At 61.9% G+C, this 24026-nt stretch carries 18 protein-coding genes; 2 read left to right on the forward strand and 16 right to left on the reverse strand.

Annotated features, from left to right (window positions below):
- Positions 1 to 119: 119 nt before the first annotated feature.
- The 8 genes from JFT85_RS00290 to JFT85_RS00325 all read right to left on the reverse strand — a co-directional run bounded on the left by JFT85_RS00290 (position 120) and on the right by JFT85_RS00325 (position 9049).
- Positions 120 to 419 (reverse strand): DUF6124 family protein, encoded by a 300-nt coding sequence (locus tag JFT85_RS00290; protein ID WP_078828442.1) that lies wholly within the window; start codon positions 417 to 419, stop codon positions 120 to 122.
- A 1241-nt stretch (positions 420 to 1660) separates the two neighbouring features.
- On the reverse strand, positions 1661 to 3301 hold the full coding sequence (locus tag JFT85_RS00295; protein WP_053255769.1) for a BatD family protein: 1641 nt from the start codon (positions 3299 to 3301) through the stop codon (positions 1661 to 1663).
- Entirely contained in the window at positions 3298 to 5037 is a 1740-nt protein-coding gene (locus JFT85_RS00300; protein ID WP_069553372.1) for a tetratricopeptide repeat protein, read from the reverse strand. The genes JFT85_RS00295 and JFT85_RS00300 overlap by 4 nt, the downstream gene beginning before the upstream one ends.
- Entirely contained in the window at positions 5034 to 6122 is a 1089-nt protein-coding gene (locus JFT85_RS00305; RefSeq protein WP_069553373.1) for a vWA domain-containing protein, read from the reverse strand. Before JFT85_RS00305 ends, JFT85_RS00300 begins: the two co-directional genes overlap by 4 nt.
- The gene (locus JFT85_RS00310) at positions 6115 to 6609 is read right to left on the reverse strand and encodes a DUF4381 domain-containing protein (protein WP_064452692.1); all 495 of its coding nucleotides are present in this window, start codon (positions 6607 to 6609) and stop codon (positions 6115 to 6117) included. The genes JFT85_RS00305 and JFT85_RS00310 overlap by 8 nt, the downstream gene beginning before the upstream one ends.
- On the reverse strand, positions 6606 to 7538 hold the full coding sequence (locus tag JFT85_RS00315; RefSeq protein WP_201228725.1) for a DUF58 domain-containing protein: 933 nt from the start codon (positions 7536 to 7538) through the stop codon (positions 6606 to 6608). Before JFT85_RS00315 ends, JFT85_RS00310 begins: the two co-directional genes overlap by 4 nt.
- Positions 7539 to 7543: 5 nt before the next feature.
- Complete coding sequence (locus tag JFT85_RS00320; RefSeq protein WP_003174327.1) at positions 7544 to 8503, reverse strand: AAA family ATPase; 960 nt, start codon at positions 8501 to 8503, stop codon at positions 7544 to 7546.
- A 192-nt stretch (positions 8504 to 8695) separates the two neighbouring features.
- Entirely contained in the window at positions 8696 to 9049 is a 354-nt protein-coding gene (locus tag JFT85_RS00325; protein WP_069553376.1) for a hypothetical protein, read from the reverse strand.
- A gap of 491 nt (positions 9050 to 9540) precedes the next feature.
- Between JFT85_RS00325 and JFT85_RS00330 the strand changes: the two genes are divergently transcribed.
- On the forward strand, positions 9541 to 14409 hold the full coding sequence (locus tag JFT85_RS00330; RefSeq protein WP_201228727.1) for an NAD-glutamate dehydrogenase: 4869 nt from the start codon (positions 9541 to 9543) through the stop codon (positions 14407 to 14409).
- A 129-nt stretch (positions 14410 to 14538) separates the two neighbouring features.
- Here JFT85_RS00330 and JFT85_RS00335 read toward each other — a convergent pair whose 3' ends face one another.
- The 4 genes from JFT85_RS00335 to JFT85_RS00350 all read right to left on the reverse strand — a co-directional run bounded on the left by JFT85_RS00335 (position 14539) and on the right by JFT85_RS00350 (position 18171).
- Positions 14539 to 15168, reverse strand: a complete 630-nt coding sequence (locus JFT85_RS00335) for a hypothetical protein (RefSeq protein WP_069553378.1) — start codon at positions 15166 to 15168, stop codon at positions 14539 to 14541.
- Between the two features lie 69 nt (positions 15169 to 15237).
- On the reverse strand, positions 15238 to 15954 hold the full coding sequence (locus tag JFT85_RS00340) for a GntR family transcriptional regulator (protein WP_053255776.1): 717 nt from the start codon (positions 15952 to 15954) through the stop codon (positions 15238 to 15240).
- Positions 15955 to 15972: 18 nt separating this feature from the next.
- Complete coding sequence (locus tag JFT85_RS00345; protein WP_053255777.1) at positions 15973 to 16674, reverse strand: FadR/GntR family transcriptional regulator; 702 nt, start codon at positions 16672 to 16674, stop codon at positions 15973 to 15975.
- Positions 16675 to 16845: 171 nt separating this feature from the next.
- Positions 16846 to 18171 carry a C4-dicarboxylate transporter DctA gene (locus JFT85_RS00350; RefSeq protein ID WP_232005473.1) on the reverse strand — a complete coding sequence of 442 codons (1326 nt, stop codon included), beginning with the start codon at positions 18169 to 18171 and terminating at the stop codon, positions 16846 to 16848.
- Between the two features lie 217 nt (positions 18172 to 18388).
- Between JFT85_RS00350 and JFT85_RS00355 the strand changes: the two genes are divergently transcribed.
- Complete coding sequence (locus JFT85_RS00355; RefSeq protein WP_053255779.1) at positions 18389 to 19018, forward strand: DNA-3-methyladenine glycosylase I; 630 nt, start codon at positions 18389 to 18391, stop codon at positions 19016 to 19018.
- Between the two features lie 112 nt (positions 19019 to 19130).
- Here the strand turns inward: JFT85_RS00355 and JFT85_RS00360 are convergent, their stop codons facing one another.
- From JFT85_RS00360 to JFT85_RS00375, 4 genes are all read right to left on the reverse strand, one after another.
- On the reverse strand, positions 19131 to 19898 hold the full coding sequence (locus JFT85_RS00360; protein ID WP_053255780.1) for an SDR family oxidoreductase: 768 nt from the start codon (positions 19896 to 19898) through the stop codon (positions 19131 to 19133).
- Between the two features lie 10 nt (positions 19899 to 19908).
- Positions 19909 to 20976, reverse strand: coding sequence for a phosphotransferase family protein (locus JFT85_RS00365; RefSeq protein ID WP_053255781.1), 1068 nt, complete (start codon positions 20974 to 20976; stop codon positions 19909 to 19911).
- A gap of 130 nt (positions 20977 to 21106) precedes the next feature.
- Positions 21107 to 22963, reverse strand: coding sequence for a pilus assembly protein TadG-related protein (locus JFT85_RS00370; RefSeq protein WP_053255782.1), 1857 nt, complete (start codon positions 22961 to 22963; stop codon positions 21107 to 21109).
- Between the two features lie 90 nt (positions 22964 to 23053).
- Positions 23054 to 24004 carry a 2-hydroxyacid dehydrogenase gene (locus JFT85_RS00375; protein ID WP_053255783.1) on the reverse strand — a complete coding sequence of 317 codons (951 nt, stop codon included), beginning with the start codon at positions 24002 to 24004 and terminating at the stop codon, positions 23054 to 23056.
- Positions 24005 to 24026: the final 22 nt, after the last annotated feature.

Genomic DNA, 24026 nt, shown 5'->3' on the forward strand with positions numbered 1-24026 from the left:
ACCGTGCCCGCGGCTGACCCAGATCAACTGTGGGAGCTGGCTTGCCTGCGATGGCATCACCTCGGTGTGACAGAAAGACCGAGGTTGCTGTATCGCAGGCAAGCCAGCGCCAACAGGGGTTATGCGGCGTGCAGGCAGTTCAGGGCGCGGTCGGCGAGGGCTCTGGCGCTGTTGATCAGGTGCTCGGTGGCGCCGGCGATGTGGCGTTGATCGCCGTTCAATCCTTGGCTGGAGACGGCTGCGGTGGCGGCTGCACAGCGTAGCAAGTCGCAGATTTGGGCGAGGGCGTCTTCGAAGCTGAGGTCTGGATGTGGGGTGAAGGACGGCGGTGAGTCGGGTTGTAGGTAGTGGCTCAGGGCGCGTTCGAAGATTTCTCGGTCGAGGGTGAAGCGGGGTGGGTCTGGGACGATTTTTTTCATGAATGATTTACCTACTGGGTTGGGCGCCTTTCTTTTGCCGATCTCACACGTCAAAAGGGTGGCAGCTATGTACGGGGTGAGATACCGGAACCAGTAGGTAGGAGCACCCGGCCAGACCGAAGTCTGCCCGCACACAGCCGCCATAGAGCATATTGCTCGTGGCGCCTAAAGGTTCACGGGATCTCACACCCGATCGCTGATATGCAGCGACGGAGCGAAGGCTAGCCAGTGGACTGAGCAGGCGCAAGGCCAAAGGATTGTCTAGGAAACTTCCCGCAAATTAAAGGGATATGGATTGCTGGCCTTTAACAATGCATGTCGATCAGGCGTTTAGGTAGATATGAGTACATATCCGTTGCTGCGGTAACGGCGGCTTAGGGTTCCGCTCTTACAGCGGGTCACTTTTTTACAAGCGCCTAAAAAAGTAACCAAAAAACGCTTTGCTCCACCACTCGGTGCCTCGCTTAGGCTCGGCATGCCCTCACTCCGGCTTGAATCCGTGGGCCGCCGCAATGGGCCATCCCTGGCCCAGTGCGGCTAACCCGGCGTCCTGCCGGGTTACCCACGGATTCAAGCCTGCGTTCGGCCAGCGTGGTTAACGGGGCCTGTCAGATCAAGGTCAACAGCAGATCAAAAGCAGAGCACGGCGGCCTGACAGCCGACCTGAGTGGATGAAGCAAAAGCGGGGCAAAAGCACAGCAACAGCACTTTTACCGGATGAAATGAGTTCCAAATGTGGGAGCGGGCTTGCTCGCGAAAGCGGTGGGTCAGTCGGCTTATTTGTAACTGACCCACCGCTTTCGCGAGCAAGCCCGCTCCCACAATTTGATCGAGTTTAACTGCCAGGCCGCTGCGCTGTGCTTTTCTGTGGGAGCGGGCAAGCCCGGCTTCCAGACAAGCTCGCGCCCATAGAGGTTCTTTGGTGTGAGGCAGCCCGAGCGTTACTTGGGATACAACGGCGGCAAGCTGGTGGTATCCGTCGCCGGGTCTTGTTCGCGCAACACCACGTTTACCGGATGAAATGAGATCCAAATGTGGGAGCGGGCTTGCTCGCGAATGCGGTGGTTCAGTTACAAATGTGCTGACTGACCCACCGCATTCGCGAGCAAGCCCGCTCCCACAATTTGACCGAGTTTAGTTGCCAGGCCCGAGGCGCTGCGCTTTTCTGTGGGAGCGGGCAAGCCCGGCTTCCAGACAAGCTCGCGCCCATAGAGGTTCTTTGGTGTGAGGCAGCCCGAGCGTTACTTGGGATACAACGGCGGCAGGCTGGTGGTATCCGTCGCCGGGTCTTGTTCGCGTTCAGCGGTGGGAATGGCTTTTATCGCGCGCCATAGGTCTTCGCCCAGCCAATATTGGCCGCTTTCGCTGTACAGCGCGCCGTTCAGTCCGTCCAGCGCATCTGACAACGGCACAAACCGCGCGGCCATATCCGCCAGGGTTTCCGGCTGTTGCCGCGCCCAGGCGTCGAGGGCCTGGCGTGTGGCTTGCGGGTCGTTGGCCTGGGTGGCGCGCTTGAGGTCGTCGAGCAGTGTGCGTGGGCTTGGGCCGGTTTGCGCGGCACGTTGCACCGCCGGTTGCCGACGTGCACGCCACCACAGGCCGAAACCCAGCAGTGTGGTGCACACAAAGATCAGGGTGCTCAGTTGCCACAGCCACAGGCGGTCGTCGTCCGGCGCAGTGATCACCGTCGGCGTGGCGGGGGTGTCCACCACCAGGCTCGGGTTGGTCGCCACTTGAAGGGTGCGCGCGGGCAGGCTGGTGCGTTCGAGGTGGTCCTCGTGGGTGTTCCACCACACCACTTCCACGGCCGGCAGTTCCATGGCGCCGGCGCGGGTCGGCACCAGGGCTTCGCGGTCTTCGCGGCTGCCTGTCAGGCCGTGGTCGTTGCTCTGGTTGGCGAGCACCGGTTGGTCGGGGTAGCGGCGCAGGCCGTTGATGTCGGTGCTGGGCAGCGCCGGCAGTTGCGCGCTGGAAAGGCCCTCGGCCTTGACCGTGAGGCTGCGGGTCAGGGAGTCGCCGACTTGCACGTGATCAGGCTCGGGGTTCCAGGCTTCGCTCAGGCTCAGGCTGCGCGCAGGCAACCACGGCGCATCGGCGGGGTAGAACTCCGGCTTGGGTTTGACCGTCAATGGCAACTCGGCCGAACTGACATGAATCAACTTGCCCGGCTTGGTGCCTTGCAGCGTGTTCTCTTGAGGCGGGCGCGACTCCACCAGGGTCGCACTGAAAGTCTGTGCCGGAATCATCAACGCGCCGCTGTGCTGCGGGTAGATCGCGTAGCGGGTTTCGATCACGCCATGGCGAATGCTGTTGATGACTTTCTCGTAGGTGCGCGACTCGCCCAACTGCTCGATGCGTGCATCGGGAATCTGCAGCGGGGTCAGGCTGCTATCGTCATACAGCGACACCGAATGATAAACGCGCACCGTCAACAGGGCCTGGGCCTGCACGTACACAGTGCTTTGGTCGAGGTTGGTTTCGATGAACACCGGGGCCAATTCGGCGCTGGTGTTCTGGCTGGCAGTTTCGACCACTTGCAGGCTGATCGGCTGGGTCTTGAGCTCACCGACTTGCAGCGGCGGAATCACCACGGTGCCGTTTTCCTTGGGCAGCAGGGTGATGATCCAGCGCGTGGTGGCGTGGTTATCGCCGCCCAGGGTGGTGAGTTGGTTGATCTGGCGGGTGCCGCTGACTTCGAACTGTGCGTCGAGGGGCGACAGGTCGGGTTTGCCGAATTGGGTGACGTCGCTGGACTCCACCGTCAGTTCCACCGTTTCCCCGGAATTGACACGGCTGCGGTCGACGCTGGCGACGAGGTTCGCCGCCTGGGCGTGGCCTGCCGACAGCGCGAGCAGGAGCAGAAGGGTGGTGCGGCGGCTCATCGAGTCTTGTCCTGATGTTGTTGCTGTTCGTACCAGAATTTGCGGCGCAGCAGTTCGCCGGGGTTGTCCGGGATCTCCTGCAACCATTGCTCCAGAGCCTGACGGTGCTCACCGTCGATGCTGGCATCGGCAGGGCGCAAGGGCGGGGTGGTGGTTTGCTCATCCCCTAACTCGCTGCCCGGTACGTCGTTGCCGCCGGCCTTGGGTGCAGTGCCCGGCGGGGTCTCGCCGGTGCCGGTTTCACCCTGGTGTTGGGGCGATTGCTCGCCACCTGTGGCACTTTGCCCGGCGTTGCCCGGTTGCGCAGTTTGGCCGGGTTGGGTGGTTTCGTCATCTTCGTTTTTTGCCGGCTTGGTCGGTTCGGGCTGTGCCTGTTGCTGCATCAGGCTTTCCACCAAGGCTTTGTTTTTCAGCGCCGGTTGCAGGTCAGGCTGGGCTTCCAGCGCCTGTTCGTAGGCGTCGATGGCCGCTTCCAGTTCGCCGGATTTGGCCAGGGCATTACCCCGATTGTAGTGGGCGTAGGCGTCATTGCCTTGGGCAAAACGCTTGATGGCCTCGGCATAGTTACCGGCCTCGTACAGCGCGACGCCTTGCCATTGCGGGTCCTCGAAGCGCTCGGCCGCTTCGGCGGGGCGCTTGTGCTTGAGCAGGTACTGGCCCTGCTGGTCGGGGCGCAGCCACAGGTCCTGAAGTTCAAAGGCGTAACTCGGTTGCGGCGCCCCCAGTAACAGCAAAGGCAAGCAAAACAGCCAGCCACGGCGCCCGGCGCAGGCGGCGAGCAGTAACAGCGGCAGGAGCAGCCAGTAACCCTGGTCGGCCCAGGCGTCGAGGTGCAGCAGTTGGCCATCGTTGCGCAGGGTTTGCGGGCCGTCGAGCAGGTTGAGTTGACGCAGGTCTTTGTCGTCCAGGCGTGCGGCGCGGTAACGGCCGCCCATTTCAGTGGCGAAGGCCTTGAGGGTCGGGCTGTCGAGGCGCGGCACCAGAATCGCGCCTTGGTCATCCTTGAGGAACTCGCCGCTTTCCTGGGTCACCGGTGTGCCTTCGCGGCTGCCGATGCCGAGGATCGACAGCGTCGGCGCCTGTGCACTTTGCAACTGCAGCCGAATGCCTTGGCGTTCCTGTTTCGACAGCGATGAGCCCACCAGCAGCAGGCGGCCCTGACCGAGGCCGCCCTGCTTGAGCAAACCCAGCGCCTTTGCCACTGCCAGGTCGGCGCGATGGCCGGGCTCGGGCATGATTGAAGGGCGCAAGGCTTCGAGCAGGTTACGGCTGGTGGCCAGGTCATCCGACAGCGGCACCAGGGTGTGGGCGCTGCCGGCATACACGACGATTGCGGTCGGCGCATTGTCGCGGGCTTGCAGCAAGTCATACAGCTTGCGCCGCGCTTGCTCCAGGCGATTGGGCGGGCTGTCGGTGGCGAGCATTTCCGGGGTCAATTCCAGCAGCACCACGACCGGGTCGGAGGGTTTCTGGCTGGACTGTTCAACCCGTTGCCAGCTGGGCCCCAGCAACGCCAGCACAGCCAATAGCCAGCCGACACCCAGCAGCACCCACGGCGATTTGCTTTCGCGACCGCTGCCACCACTGAGCAGCACCGCATGAAAGGCCGGTGGCAGGATCATCTGCCAACGCCCGGCGCGTTTTTGCCGGTGCCACAGTTGCCACAGCAGCCAGCCGAGCAGCGGCAGCAGCAATAGCCACCAGGGGCGGAACCAATGCGGCCAGAGGTCGATCATCGACGCCTCCGCAAACGCAGGCGTTTAAGGCGTTGGCGCCATTCGGGGTGCTGTTGCAGGAAAATGCCCTTGGTCGAGAGTTTATTGAAAAAGCGTTGCAGCGCGTTGTTGGGCCAGCGTTCCTGGACCACCAGCAACAGGCTCAGGATCAAGGCCAGGGCCAAGGGTGCACTGTAAAGCGCCTGGGACGGGCGGGCTTGTGTCGGTTGTTGGGCGACGGGCTCTAGCTGGTCGAGGGTGTCCTTGATTTTTTGCAGTTCGTCGCCGTCACGGGCGCGGAAGTAGCGGCCACCGGTCGCCTCGGCAATCGCTTTCAGCGCGGGTTCGTCGAGGTCCAGGCTCGGGTTGACGCCCAGAATGCCCAGGGAGCCGGTTTGCTCGGGGTCGGCGCCAATGCCGATGGGGTAGATTTTCACGCCTTCTTCAGCCGCCAGGCGCGCGGCGGTCAACGGGTCGATTTGCCCGGCGTTGTTGGCGCCATCGGTGACCAGGATCAGCACGCGGCTTTGCGCCGGGCGCTGGCGCAGGCGTTTCAAGGCCAGGCCAATCGCATCACCAATGGCGGTGTTTTTGCCGGCGATGCCGATGCGCGCTTCGTCCAGCCACGCACGCACGGTGCGCCGGTCGAAGGTCAGCGGCGCTTGCAGGTAGGCCTGGCTGCCAAACAGGATCAGGCCGACGCGGTCACCTTCACGGCTTTCCAGGAAGTCGCCGAGCAGGTGTTGGACCAGGCTCAAGCGGCTGACCTCATCGTCTTGCCAGTGCATATCCGGGAAGTCCATGGAGCCGGACACGTCGACCGCCACCAGCAAGTCGCGGCCGCTGGCGGCAATCGGCAGGGGTTCGCCGAGCCATTCCGGGCGGGCGGCGGCGCTCAGCAGCAGCAGCCACAGCACCACGAAGGGCGCTTGCTGGCGCCAGCCCGGCAGGTTGACGCGCGCGCGACGGCGGGCCAGGCCTTCGAGGTCGGCCAGGTAGCTGACTTTCAAGGCGGGCTCGCCGCTGTCGGCCACGGGCAGGATCAGCCGCATCAGCCAGGGCAATGGCAACAGGGCAAAGATCCACGGCCAGGCGAACTCAAACATGTTTGCGAATCCAGGTGTCGACGGCTTGGGTCAGGCCGGCGATGGCCTTGTCGTCGAGTTTGCATTCGGGTTTGTAGGCGCCTTCCACCAGCACCATCCAGCGGGTCAGGCCGGCAGCAGGGCAGCGGTTGTCGAGGAACGCCAGCCATTTACGGCCGTTGAGGGTGTGGCTCTGGCTGTAAGGGTAGTCGTTGCGGCACAGGCGCTTGAGCAAACCGTTGAGCTGCTGCAGCCAGGCGCCGGCGGGGGCGCCGTCGTAGGGTTTGGGCATGAGCGCCAGTTCTGCCAGGGCGGTGATGCGCAGCGGGTCCAGCGGTTGTTCGGCACGCGCCACCGGGCGGCGCGCAGGCAGGAAACGGCGCAGCCACCACAGCCCCCAGGCGCAGAGCGGAATCACCAGCAGCAACAGCCACCAGCCCGGCGCAGGAGGCCAGAAACCAATGGCCGGAGGGGCGATCAGGGGTTGCAGTTGGTCGAGGCTGCTCATTGCTTTTTAACCGGGCGTTGCGGGTTGAGGTATTCGCGCAGCTGCTCGACCATTTCGCTCTGGGTGCTCAAGGGCATCAATAGAATCCGCAGCTTCTGTGCGAGCAGCTCCCAGCGGGCGATGCGCGCTTCGGCCTGGGCCTTGTAAGCCTGGCGTAAGTCAAAGTTAAGCGTGTCCAGCTCCAACTGCGCGCCGCGCTCGGCAAAGCGCAACAACCCCGCAGCGGGCAGGGCGTGGTCCAGCGGGTCGGAGATCGGCAGCAGCAACAGGTCGCAATGCCGGGACAGCAGGCTCAGCTGCTGTTCGGCACCTTCGGTGAGCGCGCGTTCATCGCAGATCACAATCACCAGGCTGCCCGGGCGCAACACTTCGCGACCACGCCGCAAGGCCATGCCGAGGGCGTCGGCTTCGGGGCGGCTTTCGGTGTTGAGGCTCTGATTGACGCGCACCAGGCGGTTAAGCAGTTGCAACAGGCTTTGTTTGCTGCGTCGGGGCTTGATTTCGTAGTGTTCGCTGTCGCCGAATACCAGCCCGCCAACGCGGTCGTTATGCCCCAGAGCTGCCCAGCCGAACAGGCTGGCGGCTTGTGCGGCCAGTACCGACTTGAACATCTGGCCAGAGCCGAAAAACAGCCGGCAGCTTTGCTCGACCATGATGAAAATCGGCCGCTCGCGTTCTTCGTGGAACAGTTTGGTGTGCGGTTCCTGGGTACGCGCCGTCACACGCCAGTCGATGGTGCGTACATCGTCCCCGGCCTGGTACACGCGCACCTGGTCAAAATCCACGCCACGCCCACGTAACTTGGAGTGGTGCAGGCCGATCAACGGGCTGCGCTGGCTCGGCGTGGAAAACAACTGCACTTCGCGCACACGGTGGCGCATCTCAATCAATTCGCTGAGTGTGACGCGGATTCCATCGCTGGCGTTCATGGGTTTCAAGCGACGGCAACGACGTCGAGAATGCGTTGCACCACGCGGTCCTGGTCAATGCCGGCCGCTTCGGCTTCGAACGACAAGATGATGCGGTGGCGCAGCACGTCGAACAGCACGGCCTGGATATCTTCCGGGCTGACGAAATCGCGGCCGGCCAGCCAGGCGTGGGCGCGGGCGCAGCGGTCCAGGGCGATAGAACCGCGCGGGCTGGCGCCGTAGGCGATCCACTCGGCCATTTCCGGGTCGAACTTGGCCGGCGTGCGCGTGGCCATCACCAGTTGCACCAGGTATTCCTCCACCGCATCGGCCATGTACAGGCCGAGGATTTCCTTGCGCGCGGCGAAAATCGCCTGCTGACTGACGCGGCGTTCGGGCTTGGTTTCACCGTTGAGCGCTTCGCCTCGGGCTTGTTGCAGGATGCGGCGCTCTACCGCTGCATCCGGGAAGCCGATCTTGACGTGCATCAGGAAGCGGTCGAGCTGGGCTTCGGGCAAGGGGTAGGTGCCTTCCTGCTCGATAGGGTTTTGCGTGGCCATCACCAGAAACAGCGGTGATAAGTCGTAGGTGCTGCGCCCGACGCTGACCTGACGCTCGGCCATGGCTTCGAGCAATGCCGACTGGACCTTGGCCGGCGCCCGGTTGATTTCGTCGGCCAGCACCAGGTTGTGGAAAATCGGCCCCTGCTGGAACACAAAGCTGCCGGTTTCCGGGCGATAGATCTCGGTGCCGGTGATGTCGGCAGGCAGCAGGTCGGGGGTGAACTGGATGCGATGGAACTGCGCCTCGATGCCTTCGGCCAACTCTTTGATGGCTTTGGTCTTGGCCAGGCCTGGTGCGCCCTCGACCAGCATATGGCCGTCGGCAAGCAGGGCGATCAGCAGGCGATCGATGAGTTTTTCCTGGCCGAGAATCTGCGTAGAAAGAAAGGTTCGCAGCGCGAGCAGCGCTTCACGATGTTCCATCGATGACGGTTCCTGGAGAGGTGAGCCTGGGCGTCGAGAAAAAACGCCGGGCCTGGGGCGCCTACTTTAATGCATCGAGGGGGGTGGCGACTAACGGCGTGACGGGTATTTTTGGCAAATCTTGTAGGAAATTTGTATGGGAACACGCTCAATGTGGGAGGGCCCCCTCCCACATTTGATCGTGGGTGCAGCTTAGATTCGGGCGAACGTACCCGTGCCCTTGAGGATGTTCTGCAAGGTTTCCTCAACTTCAGCCAAATCCGCCGCGGCGGTGCTGTGGATGATCTGCAACTGATCCTTGCCGCCCAGCGCGTCGGCATCGCCCGCCGCCAGTTCAATCAGCAACGTCGTGTCGCTCAGCGTGACCTTCAGCCCGTCCAGGGTCGACGGCTCGTAATCCCAGGTCAGTTCGACTTCATCTTCGTCCGGGTAACGGGTGAGCATGAACATCTCGCCGTTTTTACCGTGGCAGCACAGCATGGCCATGTTGTCTTCTTCGTCGTCGCACGGGGTGGCCATCAGCGCGTCGGTGTTCAGTTGCAGCATGGGAAATCCTGTTTGGGGGAGGGCGCAGCGGGGCAATTGTGCCATTGCGGCGAATTTTGTGCTGCATTCTGTGTCAGACCCAGGGTATGACTTGACGGACTGTATCAGTCATTTTCGGTACTCACGGGCCTGAAAATAGCCGGTTTTTCTGCGCAACAATACGGGTTGCTCAAGTCGTAACCCCAGGCCTGCGTACCGATGACCGAATATGTCGCAGCATCGCAAGCAGCCGTCTTCCTACACTCGTTAAGCTGCGCAACGGATGTGCCCTGTGCCGGGAGTCTGACCTGCCCGTCGTACCGTCGCCCAGCATGCGGCCTATCTTATGGGCGTTGTATGTGACCTCATTGTCTTGTCCAGCTTCACCCACCTGTCACCCTGATTCGTTTATGGTGCTATCAGCCGTATCGACGAACAGCGCTGACGGTCTCCCCGCAAGGGGATAACACGCGACGCTTCCATCAATAACAAGCCCAAGCGGAGTACCACAGATGGCGTTCTTCACCGCAGCCAGCAAGGCCGACTTCCAGCATCAACTGCAAGCGGCACTGGCGCAGCACATCAGTGAACAGGCACTGCCACAAGTGGCGCTGTTCGCTGAACAATTTTTCGGCATCATTTCCCTGGACGAACTGACCCAACGTCGTCTTTCCGACCTGGCTGGTTGCACCTTGTCTGCCTGGCGCCTGCTTGAGCGCTTTGATCACACCCAACCGCAAGTGCGGGTCTACAACCCCGATTACGAACGTCATGGCTGGCAGTCGACCCATACCGCCGTCGAAGTGCTGCACCATGACCTGCCCTTTCTGGTGGACTCGGTCCGTACCGAGCTGAACCGTCGCGGTTACAGCATCCACACCCTGCAGACCACCGTTCTCAGCGTGCGCCGTGGCAACAAGGGCGAGCTGCTGGAAATCCTGCCTAAGGGCACCCAGGGCGAAGGCATCCTGCAAGAATCGCTGATGTACCTGGAAATTGACCGCTGCGCCAATGCCGCCGAACTGAACGTGCTGAGCAAAGAGCTTGAGCAAGTGCTGGGCGAAGTGCGCGTGGCCGTGGCCGATTTCGAGCCGATGAAAGCCAAGGTCCAGGACCTGCTGGCCGGCATTGATGCGAGCCAGTTCAGCATCGACGGCGAAGAAAAAGCCGAGATCAAAAGCTTCCTGGAATGGCTGGTGGGCAACCACTTCACCTTCCTCGGCTATGAAGAGTTCGTGGTACGTGACGGGGCGGATGGCGGTCATATCGAATATGACGCCAATTCCTTCCTCGGTCTGACCAAGCTGCTGCGTGCCGGCCTCACCGCCGAAGACCTGCGTATCGAAGACTACGCCGTGGCTTACCTGAACGAGCCGGTTGTGCTGTCGTTCGCCAAGGCCGCGCACCCAAGCCGCGTGCATCGCCCGGCTTATCCGGACTATGTGTCGATCCGCGAGATCAGCGCCGACGGCAAAGTCATCAAGGAACACCGCTTCATGGGCCTCTACACCTCTTCGGTGTACGGCGAAAGCGTGCGGGTGATTCCTTATATCCGCCGCAAGGTTGCGGAAATCGAACGCCGTTCGGGCTTCCAGGCCAAGGCTCACCTGGGCAAGGAACTGGCACAAGTCGTTGAAGTGCTGCCGCGCGATGACCTGTTCCAGACCCCGGTCGACGAGCTGTTCAGCACCGTGATGTCGATCGTGCAGATCCAGGAACGCAACAAGATCCGCGTGTTCCTGCGCAAAGACCCCTACGGTCGTTTCTGCTACTGCCTGGCCTACGTGCCACGTGACATTTATTCCACCGAAGTGCGCCAGAAGATCCAGCAAGTGCTGATGGATCGCCTGAAAGCCTCGGACTGCGAGTTCTGGACCTTCTTCTCCGAATCCGTGCTGGCCCGTGTGCAACTGATTCTGCGGGTTGACCCGAAGAACCGCATCGCCATTGACCCGCTGCAACTCGAAAAAGAAGTGGTGCAGGCCTGCCGCAGCTGGCAGGACGACTACTCCAGCCTGGTCGTGGAAAGCTTCGGCGAAGCCCAAGGCACCAACGTGCTGGCGGATTTCCCGAAAGGCTTCCCCGCCGGTTACCGCGAGCGTTTTGCTGCGCATTCGGCAGTGGTCGATATGCAGCACCTGAACAGCCTGACCGAAGCCAACCCGCTGGTGATGAGCTTCTACCAACCGCTGGGTCAGGTCTCCGGCCAACGCGAGCTGCATTGCAAGCTCTACCACGCCGATACGCCGCTGGCGTTGTCGGACGTCTTGCCGATCCTGGAAAACCTCGGCCTGCGCGTGCTGGGTGAGTTCCCGTACCGCCTGCGCCATGCCAATGGCCGCGAGTTCTGGATCCATGACTTTGCGTTCATCGCCGCCGAAGGCGTGAACCTGGATATCCAGCAGCTCAACGACACCCTGCAGGACGCGTTCGTGCACATCGTTCACGGCGATGCCGAAAACGATGCGTTCAACCGCCTGGTGCTGACCGCCGGCCTGCCGTGGCGCGACGTGGCTTTGCTGCGTGCTTACGCGCGTTACCTCAAGCAGATCCGCCTGGGCTTCGACCTGGGTTACATCGCCAGCACCCTGAACAACCACACCGACATCGCCCGCGAGTTGACCCGGTTGTTCAAGACCCGCTTCTACCTGGCGCGCAAGCTCACCGCCGATGACCTGGAAGACAAGCAGCAACGTCTGGAACAAGCGATCCTCACCGCCCTGGACGACGTTCAGGTGCTCAACGAAGACCGCATCCTGCGTCGCTACCTGGACCTGATCAAGGCCACGCTGCGTACCAACTTCTACCAGACTGACGCCAACGGCCAGAACAAGTCGTACTTCAGCTTCAAGTTCGACCCGCGCGCCATTCCCGAGCTGCCCAAGCCGGTGCCGAAGTTTGAAATCTTCGTGTACTCGCCGCGTGTCGAAGGCGTGCACCTGCGCTTTGGTAACGTCGCGCGCGGCGGCCTGCGCTGGTCCGACCGTGAAGAGGATTACCGCACCGAAGTGCTCGGCCTGGTAAAAGCCCAGCAAGTGAAGAACTCAGTGATCGTGCCGGTGGGCGCCAAGGGCGGCTTCCTGCCACGACGCCTGCCATTGGGCGGCAGCCGGGACGAGATCGCGGCCGAGGGCATCGCCTGCTACCGCATCTTCATTTCCGGCCTATTGGACATCACCGACAACCTGAAAGACGGCGCCCTTGTGCCGCCGGTCAACGTGGTGCGGCATGACGACGATGATCCGTACCTGGTTGTGGCTGCGGACAAGGGCACTGCGACCTTCTCCGACATCGCCAACGGTATCGCCATCGACTACGGCTTCTGGCTGGGCGATGCGTTCGCGTCCGGTGGTTCTGCCGGTTACGACCACAAAAAAATGGGCATCACCGCCAAGGGTGCGTGGGTCGGTGTGCAGCGTCACTTCCGTGAGCGCGGCATCAACGTGCAGGAAGACAGCATCACGGTGGTGGGCGTCGGCGATATGGCCGGTGACGTGTTCGGTAACGGCCTGTTGATGTCCGACAAGCTGCAACTGGTCGCGGCCTTCAACCACTTGCACATCTTCATCGACCCGAACCCGAACCCGGCGACCAGCTTCGTCGAGCGTCAGCGCATGTTCGAGCTGCCGCGTTCGGCGTGGACCGACTACGACACCAGCATCATGTCCGAAGGCGGCGGTATCTTCTCGCGCAGCGCGAAGAGCATTGCCATCTCGCCACAGATGAAAGAACGCTTCGACATCCAGGCCGACAAGCTGACCCCGACCGAACTGCTGAATGCCTTGCTCAAGGCGCCAGTGGACCTGTTGTGGAACGGCGGCATCGGTACTTACGTCAAGGCCAGCACCGAAAGCCATGCCGACGTGGGCGACAAGGCCAACGACGCGCTGCGCGTCAACGGCAACGAGCTGCGCTGCAAGGTCGTGGGCGAGGGCGGTAACCTCGGCATGACGCAGCTGGGCCGTGTGGAATTCGGCCTCAATGGCGGCGGTTCCAACACCGACTTCATCGACAACGCCGGTGGCGTGGACTGCTCCGACCACGAAGTGAACATCAAGATCCTGCTCAACGAAGTGGTGCAGGCCGGTGACATGACCGACAAGCAGCGCAACCAGCTGCTGGCGAGCATGACCGACGAAGTCGGCAACCTGGTGTTGGGCAACAACTACAAGCAAACCCAGGCATTGTCGCTGGCCGCCCGTAAAGCCTACGAGCGCGCCGCTGAGTACAAGCGCCTGATGAGCGACCTGGAAGGCCGTGGCAAGCTGGACCGCGCCATCGAGTACCTGCCGACCGAGGAGCAGCTCTCCGAGCGCGCCGCGACCGGCAAGGGCCTGACCCGTCCGGAGCTGTCGGTGTTGATCTCCTACAGCAAGATCGACCTCAAGGAAGCACTGCTCAAGTCGCTGGTGCCGGATGACGACTACCTGACCCGTGACATGGAAACCGCGTTCCCACCGAGCCTGGTCGCCAAGTTCGGTGAGGCCATGCGTCGCCACCGCCTCAAGCGTGAGATCGTCAGCACCCAGATCGCCAACGACCTGGTGAACCACATGGGCATCACTTTCGTTCAACGACTCAAAGAGTCGACCGGCATGAGCCCGGCGAACGTAGCGGGCGCGTATGTGATTGTGCGTGACATCTTCCATCTCCCGCACTGGTTCCGTCAGATCGAAGCCCTGGACCACCAGGTCTCCGCCGACGTGCAATTGGAGCTGATGGACGAGCTGATGCGCCTGGGCCGCCGTGCTACGCGCTGGTTCCTGCGCAGCCGTCGCAACGAGCAGGACGCTGGCCGTGACACCGCGCATTTCGGTCCACACCTGGCCGCGCTGGGCCTCAAGCTCGACGAACTGCTGGAAGGCCCGACCCGCGAAGGCTGGCAGAACCGCTACCAGGCCTACACCGAAGCCGGCGTGCCGGAGTTGTTGGCGCGCATGGTTGCAGGCACGACTCACCTGTACACCTTGCTGCCGATCATCGAAGCCGCCGACGTCACCGGGCATGACGCCGCTGAAGTGGCCAAGGCCTACTTCGCCGTGGGCAGTGCCCTGGACTTGCCGTGGTACCTGCAGCAGATCAGCGATCTGCCGGTGGCCAACAACTGGCAGGCCCAGGCACGCGAAGCGTTCCGCGACGATGTGGACTGGCAGCAACGGGCGATCACCATCGCGGTCCTGCAAATGGCCGATGCGCCACAAGACATGGAAGCCCGCGTGGCCCTGTGGCTTGAGCAGCACCAGGACATGGCCGATCGCTGGCGTGCAATGATGGTGGAAATTCGTGCAGCGGTTGGCACGGACTACGCCATGTACGCGGTGGCTAACCGTGAGTTGTTGGACCTGGCATTGAGCGGCCAGTCGGTGCTCGCGCCGGCTTGATCCCGCGGTAAAACCAAAGCCCCCGTATCGTGAGATACGGGGGCTTTTTGTTGGCGGCCGATTTACCCAACACCTGGATTAATTGTGGGAGCAGGCAAGCCAGCTCCCACAGTGGTTTGCGCGCAAAAACTAGCGCAGCGTCGCGCTGGCGACACCCCGGCAAGCTCGGAGGATTTTGTTCAACCCGGTGTTGTTTTCTGGGAGTACGAACGTTGCGGTCAACGGCGCTGCACCTGCTGTGGCAGGTGCCAGCGACAGGGTCAGTGTTTGGCCCTGTGAAGCATCGCTGAGCCAGTAGGCTAATTCAGCGGGCGGAACAGCGGCGCTGAGCACAAAGAGTGTACCGATCTGGAAAGCCCCGCCGTCAGTCCAAACCCCATTTACCGGGAGTTCGATGCTTGCGCGTGTGCCGGTGGTAACACGCAACGGACCGTTTGCGCTGGCGTCTTTACCCTCAAACGGATCGCTGTCGAAACCGAGTGACTGCGGGGCGATCTGCAGCGCAAGGCTGGCCAGCGGGTTCTGCGGGTAACAGCTGATCTCCAGGCTGGCCTTGACGTGAAAGCCGCCGTAGGCGCTGACCCCGACGGTGCGTGCGGTGAGCTTCGGGCTGTCTGCGTAGGGTTGCTCGAGCAACCACACTGGGCGCGCTGGGGTGATGATCGCCGCGCCAAAACCTGACGCGTCGCCTGCCTGTGCGTCGGCATGAAGAGGTAGCGCGAAAAGGGCAGCGAACAAGGTAGAGGTGAAGGCTCGCATGGCAGTATTCATCCGTGTGTAAGGCGTTAGCTAAGGGATGAATGCATTCTGCCGCTCAGCCATAACCGATTATGTCGGCTTTTTCGCAAACGTATCGCGGTTCAGTAGCTTGGTTTCCAGGTGATCCAGATGCCGCGTCATCAGGCTGACTGCGCTGTGCGCATCCTGTTGCTCGACCGCGTCGACAATGGCTGCGTGCTCCTGCCACGCACAGTAAGTGCAGGCGTGCGCCTCATATTGGGCAATGATCAGCGAGGTTAGCGGCACCAGGCTGTTGAGAAACTGCGCCAGGGGCGCATTGCGCGCCATCGCGGCCAATTGCAGGTGGAACTCCCCGGACAGGCGAATCGCCGGCCCGCGTTGATCGCGATCGATGCACTCACGTTCGCGAGCGATCAGCTCACGCAAGTGGCGAACCTGCGTCGGTGTGGCGTGCGCACAGGCCAGTTGCACCACGGTGATTTCCGTCAGGCGCCGCGCTTCCAGAATCTGTTGGGTTTGCAGGGCGTCCGGCGCGGCCACTTGGGCGCGCTGGTTGGGGCGCAGAATGATGACTTGCTGGTGCGACAGCTTTGCCAGTACCCGGCGAATCACACTGCGGCTGACACCAAACGTTTCGCCGAGGCTTTCTTCGGTAAAACGGCTGGCGGGGGCGATGCGTTGTTCCAGAATGGCGTCGAACAGGCGCGGGTAGATGTCTTCCACCGACGGCTTTTTACCGGCTACCAGGCGCATCGCGGGCAGGGCGGTGAAGACTGATTTGCGGTGCAGCGCGTGAGCGGTCATGGCCTGTCTCCAAAAAAGTCAGCTGCCCAGATGGTCGTCCGGGATGTTCAAGCGAATGCCCATGCGCAGGCCTTCCTGGAGGATGTGCCGACGCATTTCGGCACTTGCCAGGGCGCTGTTCTTGTTGCGGATCGCGCGCACCACGGCCTCGTTTTCCTGCAGACGTTCGGCCAGGTGTTCGGGTGAGTTACGCAACACCTGGGCGCTCTGCTTGAGGGCGTTGCTGGTCTGTTGCACCACGTTCTGGAAGATCGGGTTGGAGGTGAGGGCGAACAGTTCTTCGTGGAAGCCGATGTAGGCGTTCATGCCCGCTTCGGCATCGCCTGCATCCAGGGCTTCGCGCATGTCCATGAGCGTCAGGCGCAGTTGGCCGACTTCCTTGCTGCTGATGGACTGGGCGACCAGGCCGACGATGAAGGGCTCGAGGGTGTAGCGCAGTTGCAGAATGTCTTCGAGGCTGGCGTCCGCCACGGCGTCGCTCGATTGCGGTTCGCTGAGGCTGGTTTCCAGCACTACCACGCCCTTGCCCGGCATCGAACGCACCAGGCCGAGGGTTTCCAGGACGATCACGGCTTCACGCAGGCTCGGGCGGCTGATGCCCATCTGCTCGGCCAGTTCGCGCTGGCCGGGCAGCATTTCGCCACGCCGCCACTGGCCCCGCGCCAGGGCGGCGCGCAGTTTTTCGACGACTGAGTTGACGACGGTTGAGGTGCTGATCACGTCTACGTCTCCTTGATAGTGCAAATACGGTGGCCAAACTGGCGACGATCAAACTGTGGGAGCGGGCTTGCTCGCGACGGCGTTGTGTCAGCTAAATAATAGGCTGACTGACACTCCGTATTCGCGAGCAAGCCCGCTCCCACAGTTGATCGGTCTCTCACATGGAATGGGTCAGAACTCCTGATGCGCCGGCAACACCGGCTTCTTGGTCTGAAAGGCATAGCCTTGCTCGCCGTGCAGCACCTTGTTGGCGCGCTGGATATCGATGTCTTTTTCCCAGCGTGCAATGGCCACGGTGGCGACACAGTTGCCGATCAGGTTGGTCAGCGCGCGGCCGATACCCATGAACCAGTCCACCGCCAGCACCAGCACCAGGCCCACCACCGGAATCGCCGGAATGGCCGTGAGGGTCGCCGCCAGAATCACCAGCGCCGAGCCTGGAATCCCATGGGCGCCTTTGGAGGTGATCAGTGACACCAGCAAAATGGTCAGCAGGTCGGTCATCGACAACGGCGTGCCGGTGGCATTGGCGATAAACACGATGGCCAGGGTCAGGTAGATCGAGAAGCCGTCGAGGTTGAACGAGTAGCCGGTGGGAATCACCAGGCCGACCGTCGAGCTGCCGATGCCCAGGTGTTCAAGCTTGCGCATGATCTGTGGCAGCACGGCGTCGGACGACGCAGTGCCCATCACGATCAGCAGCTCTTCGCGCAGGTACTTGAGCAGCGGCAGCATGCGCAGACCGGACAGGCGCATCACCAGGCCCAGCACCAGCCCGACAAAGGCAAAGCAGGTCAGGTAGAACAAACCCACCAGGCTGCCCAGGTGTTGCAGCGAATCCAGGCCATAAGTGCTGGTGGTGAAGGCGATGGCACCGAACACGCCGATGGGTGCCAGGCGTACGATCATGCCCATGATGCGGAAGATGACGTGGCTCAGCTCGTTGATCAGCCGCGAGATCCCGGAAGCGGCCTCACCCACCAGGTTCAGCGCGCTGCCGAACAGCACCGAGAACAGCAGCACTTGCAGCACATTGTTGTCGGCGAAGGCGCCGATCACCGAGTTGGGAATCAGCTCCATCAGGAACTGGCTGGTGCCGCGGATATGTTGGCCCTTGTCGGCCAGTTCATTCAGGCCGGCCGAGGACAACTGCTCCAGGTGGATATTGGCGCCGGTGCCGATGCCGGTGCTGAAGGCCATGATCAGGCCGATCACCAGGGCGACGGTGGTCAGTACTTCAAAATAGATCACCGACTTGAGGCCGATGCGTCCGACTTTCTTCAAGTCACCGGCCCCGGAAATACCACTGACCACCACGCAAAACACGATCAGGCCAATCAGCATCTTGATCAGCTTGATAAAGCCGTCACCCAGGGGTTTGAGTTGTGAGGAGAATTCGGGGAGGGCGAGGCCGCAGACGATGCCGAGCATCAGGCCAATCACGACTTGCAGGAAAATCGAACGCGAGCACCATCTGAGCATGGGAGGGATCTCTATTCGGTGCCCTGGTGGTTCCAGGGCTTAATTGTTGTGGTCTTACCGGTAAGTCCAGTGCGCGGCCAGTCTACGCTCGGTTTTTTTGAAATCACAAGTAAATATTCGCGGTTTGACCGGTCCCGGTCTGACCAGTTGGTCGGTGATGGCGATGCTTGAGCGGTTGGCGGGTCGGAAAAATTTTCGCTTATCATCCACCGCTTGTTACGCGAGGTGATGGATGGACAAACCAGGACTGACCACGGATGCCACGGGGCTGACCCACTGCACCTGGCGCACAGCGGCGCCGGAGTACCCGCGTTACCACGATGATGAATGGGGCGTGCCTGTCGCCGACGATACCCAGCTGTACGAGAAGATTTGCCTGGAAGGTTTTCAGGCGGGCATGGCCTGGATCACCATTTTGCGCAAGCGCGCGCAGTTCCGCGCCGCGTTTGACGGCTTTGACTTTCGCCGTGTGGCGCAATACACCGAGGCCGACATCGTGCGGCTGCTGAATGACCCGGGCATTGTGCGCAACCGCGCGAAGATCGTCTCGACCATCAACAATGCGCGCAGAGCGTGTGAACTGGTGGAGGAAACCGGCTCGCTGGCGCGCTGGCTGTGGGCATTTGAACCGGCTGATGAGGAGCGCCCACCGGTGGTGGACATGGCGTACTGGACAGGCAACCCGACATCACCGGCGTCGGTGCGTTTGTCGAAAGCCTTGAAGAAGCGCGGCTGGACCTTTGTCGGCCCGACCACGATGTATGCGCTGATGCAGGCCATGGGCATGGTCAATGACCACTTGGAAGGGTGTGCCTGCCGACCTCGCATCGAAGCGCTACGCCAACAGTTCACGCGCCCCTGAATCAACCGGCTTCAAGCTCGTGCATGATCGCGCTGTGCCGGTCAATCCAATGGCTGGCACGCCGCTGTCGCGGGCGTGCCAGCCCTCCTGGGGAGTTGGTGGTTCCGGGCGGTCAGGACAGGAAACCACCGTCCACATTCAGTGATACGCCGGTGGTGTAGCTGGAGGCATCGCTGGCCAGGAACAGCACTGCGCCGGCCATTTCGCTCGGGTCCGCCACGCGCTTGAGCGGGATCTGCGCGAGAGCCATTTTTAGGATCGCGTCATTCTTCACCAGCGCCGAGGCGAACTTGGTGTCGGTCAGGCCGGGCAGCAGGGCGTTGCAACGGATGCCGAATTCGGCGCATTCCTTGGCGAACACCTTGGTCATGTTGATCACCGCGGCCTTGGTCACCGAGTAGATACCCTGGAATACGCCTGGGGAAATACCATTGATCGACGCCACGTTGATGATGCTGCCGCCGCCGTTAGCGCGCATCAGTTTGCCGGCTTCCACGGACATGAAGAAGTAGCCGCGAATGTTGACGTCAACCGTCTTCTGGAACGCACCGAGGTCGGTGTCGAGCACGTTGCAGAACTGCGGGTTGGTCGCAGCATTGTTGACCAGGATATCCAGGCGCCCGAACTGTTCGCGGATGCCGGCGAACACCTCGGTGATCTGTTCCATTTCGCCGATATGGCAGGCCACGGCCGTGGCCTTGCCGCCTGCGGCGATGATCGCATCGGCCACGTGCTGGCAGCCTTCCAGTTTGCGGCTGGAGACGATGACATGGGCGCCTTGCTGGGCGAGGAGCTTGGCGATGGCTTCACCGATACCGCGGCTGGCGCCGGAAACAAACGCAATCTTGCCGTCGAGGTCGAACAGGTGAGTCTTGGACATAAGGTTTCCTTCAGAGGGCGGATTTGTCGATGACATTCAGGCTCATTTGCTCCAGCAGCTTGTTCATATGAATGAACTGCGCAAAGCGTTTGTCCTGGGTTTGGCCGTGGAAAAAACGGTAATAGATCTGCTGCACGATACCGGCCAGGCGGAACAGGCCGTAGGTGTAGTAGAAATCGAAATTGTCGATCCGGATGCCGGCGCGCTCGGCGTAGTAATCGACGAACTGACGGCGCGTGAGCATGCCGGGGGCGTTGCTCGGCTGGCGGCGCATCAGTTGCACGGGCGCCGGGTCAGCGGCTTCGATCCAATAGGCGAGGGTGTTGCCCAAATCCATCAGCGGGTCGCCCAACGTGGTCAGTTCCCAGTCGAGCACGCCGATGATTTGCATCGGGTTGTCGGGGTCGAGGATCACATTGTCGAAGCGGTAGTCGTTGTGCACGATGCTGGAGGTGGGGTGGTCGGCCGGCATCTTGTCGTTGAGCCATGCACGCACCGCTTCCCAGCTTGGGGCATCGGGGGTCAGGGCTTTTTCGTAGCGGTCGCTCCAGCCGCGAATCTGGCGCTCTACGTAGCCTTCAGGCTTGCCCAGGTCGGCCAGGCCGCAGGCGCTGTAATCGACCTGGTGCAGTTCAACGAACTTGTCGATAAAGCTTTTGCACAGGGCTTCGGTCCTGGCCGCATCCAGGCCCAGCTCAGGCGGCAGGTCGGAGCGCAGAATAATCCCGTTGACCCGTTCCATCACATAGAACTCGGCGCCGATCACCGACTCATCGGTGCAATGCACATAGGCTTTGGGGCAATAGGGAAAGCCGTCTTTCAGCTGGTTGAGAATGCGGTACTCGCGGCCCATGTCATGGGCAGACTTGGCCTTGTGGCCAAACGGCGGGCGCCGCAGCACGAATTCCTGGCCTGGGTATTCGAGCAGGTAAGTCAGGTTCGACGCGCCACCGGGGAACTGGCTGATGTTAACCGCGCCGCTCAAGCCCGGAATGTGGGCCTTGAGGTAGGGATCGATCAGGCTGGCATCAAGTTCTTCGCCTGGGCGAATCTGGGTCGATTGGTCGTTAAGCGCCATGCTTATCCCTTCTGCTTATTCTAAAGGCCTTGGACTATTGGCTAATCTAATGCGCACCGCCGCCCAGCGACAAGGTCGGGGCGGCTTAATAGGTTAGCGTGTTGGATGATGATCAGCGGGCTTGATGTGTTCAAATCACCAGCATCGCCCGGCCACCGGGGTTGCAGGACAGGTTGGCACCTATTTCGACTTTTGCCAGGTCGATGCCCAGGCCGGCGAGCAGGCTGTTGACCAGTGGGTCGAGCAATGGGCTGAGCACGCTTGAAATGACACCGCTGAGCAGGTTCAGCACCTCGGTCAGTATGCCGACCACCAGGCCGAGCACTAAGCCCAGCAACCCGTCGAGCGTCGGTGTGTGGCTGGTTAACCGGATACCGTTGAGGGTGTTGCTCAGGCTGCCGATGACGTTAGTGGAACTGAAGCTGTAATAGCTCGGCGGCTGCTTCACCTCCGCAGGCGCCACGTAGACATGGTCGCGGGTGGTCTTGGCCACGCTGCTGTCGACCCTCAGGCTGAGGCCGCCGACTGCGTAGGGTTGCCTGGGCTCGCACACGCCCCGGCTGCATTTTTTGACGCCGAGGTCGAGCAGCGCAAAGTCGTCGACTTTGAGGGTTTCGGTGGAGGAGAACAGGTTTTTCGGATCTATCTGGCCCACCATCAATCTCACCGCCGACGTGCTGCCTGTCACGGCCAATGATTTGTCGGCGGGGCCGTTGCAGCGGTAGCCGGTGACGTAACTGCTCCCGCTGGCAGCTTCGAGGGCGATGTCGATTTGCGTGCCCGGCACCGGGTCGAGTGAGCTGCCCAGCAGCAAGCCCACCACATCGGTGACCAGACCGATCACTTTGTTGAGCACGTCGATGACGGGCAACTTCAAGGAAATCCAGGTGCGGACTTGCGCGGTCCGCACAAAAATCGGCTGGGTGTCGATCAACTGCGGGTTGCCAATCGCAGAAATTTGCGCGGGTTCGATGACACGTGTCTTCACCGTGATATTCAGCAGCCCCAGTACGTCCACCGGCAACTCGACGGCCACCGCGCTGGCTTTGTTGGACAGCTGCACAAAGCCCTGAATCAGGTTGAACAGTTGCAGGTTGACGTCCAGGGCGCTCTTGTCCGTGCCGTTTTGTATATTGATCAGGTCGCCCAGGTGCAGGATCTGCGTGCCTGGGGCAATCAGCTTGATTGCTTCGAGGTTATTGATCACCACCTGGACCGCATTACCGCCCAGCTTGAGCACATCGATGGCGGCCTGGATCAACTGGCCGACGGTCGCGTCGGTCTTGAGCAACTGGTCGTAGTTGCCGGCGCTGACGTTGAGGCGGATGGCCAACGCGTCCAGATAGCTGAGCAAGCTGATGTCGGTGTTGATCAAGCCTTTCCAGCCCACTGCATCGATCTGCAATTTGCCCCCCAGCAAGCCGCCGATCAAGCCGTTGAGTGCCGCCGATTTGGTGCTGTCCACCGTCAGCAAGGTACTGCGAACGGTCAGCGTCGCCACAGGCGGCGCGGGTGCGGCGGCGACCGCCGTGGCGCTCAGAAGCGAGGTCTGGCTGAGGGTTCGCGCCGAGAACAATGTGTGGATGGCGTCGCCGATGCTGGTGGCGACGCGATGGGTGGCGATGACCCGGATGGCGTCGGCCTTGGTGGGGTCGGCGCTGAAGGTGCGCATGAAGTCTGCCCCTGTGGCCAGGGTGCCGCAGGCGATTGCCAGCGTGCGATCGGCATCGACTTTGAAGTTGTTGCGTTCCGCGCTTTGCGTGGCAAATTGCGCGGCATTGTTATTCGGCGCCGCGCAGGTGCCGCCGCGGCTCACCGCTTCCAGTGCCGCGGTATCGGCCACACGTTGTAACTTGCGCTTCTCCAGGTACAAACGACCGCTGTCGACCACCAGCAACACAAACAACAATGCGATCCCAAGGGTCACTGCGCCCACCAGACCGATGGCCCCGCGTTGGCGGGCCGGGCCGAGTCCATGGCCAAACATTGTGCGTTCCTTCGCCGGTCATGCACCGACGTCCTGAGCATCCCCGACAACAGTGTAGTCAGGTTTTGCGCAGGCGCTGGCTAATCGCTACTAGTTGCGTGGTGGCAAGGTAACGGGGGTCAGCACGGGGCGGCCCGCGAAGTATTCCACCAGGTTGTCGGCCACGCGCTGCACGGTGTCATGGGCCGCTTCCGGGGACAGCCCGGCCACATGGGAGGTGAGCACGGTGTTGCTCAGGCGTTTGAGGGCGTCGGGCACTTTTGGCTCATCGTCAAACACGTCCAGCGCGGCGCCGCCGATACGCCGCTGCTCCAGGGCGGCCACCAGGTCTGCGGTCACGACCACACTGCCGCGCCCGATGTTCACCAGGTAACCGTGCGGGCCGAGGGCGTCCAGGGCGTGGCGATCAATCAGGTGACGGGTGCTTGCGCCGCCGGGTGTCGCCAGGATCAGGAAGTCCGATGTGCGCGCAAGCTCCACGGCCGTTGCGCAATAGGTGTAGTCGACGTCATCGCGGGGCTGGCGGTTGTGGTAACTCACCTCCATGCCGAACCCGAGGGCGGCGCGCTTGGCGATTTCCATGCCCACCGCGCCAAGGCCGAGAATGCCCAGGTGTTTGCCGCCCAGGGAAGGGCGCATCACCTTGGGCCATTCGCTGCGCCGCACAGCGGCATCCGTTTGCGGAATGCCGCGCACCAGCGAGAGCAGCAACGCCATGGCGTGGTCGGCCACCGACGGTGCGTTCACGCCCGCGCCGTTGGTCACAACAATCCCGCGATTGCTCGCCGCCTGCAGGTCCACATGCTCGTAGCCGGCGCCGATCACGCAGATGATCTCCAGCAGCGGCAGCGCAGCGATTTCCTCGGCATACAAGCCCAACGGCCCACGGGTCAGCACCGCCTTGATCTGCCCACCATGAGCCTTGATCGCCTGGGCGCGCTCGGCTGGCGTCGGCGCCAGAATCACATGAAAGTCGTTGCTCTCAATGATTTGCAGGTATTCGTTGATGGTTTCAACCAGGACCAGAACAGTGGTGGGCATCGGAAGGCTCTTCCTGAAGGGT

Origin of the sequence: Pseudomonas sp. TH04, from assembly GCF_016651355.1 — a bacterium.
Lineage (GTDB): Bacteria > Pseudomonadota > Gammaproteobacteria > Pseudomonadales > Pseudomonadaceae > Aquipseudomonas > Aquipseudomonas fluorescens.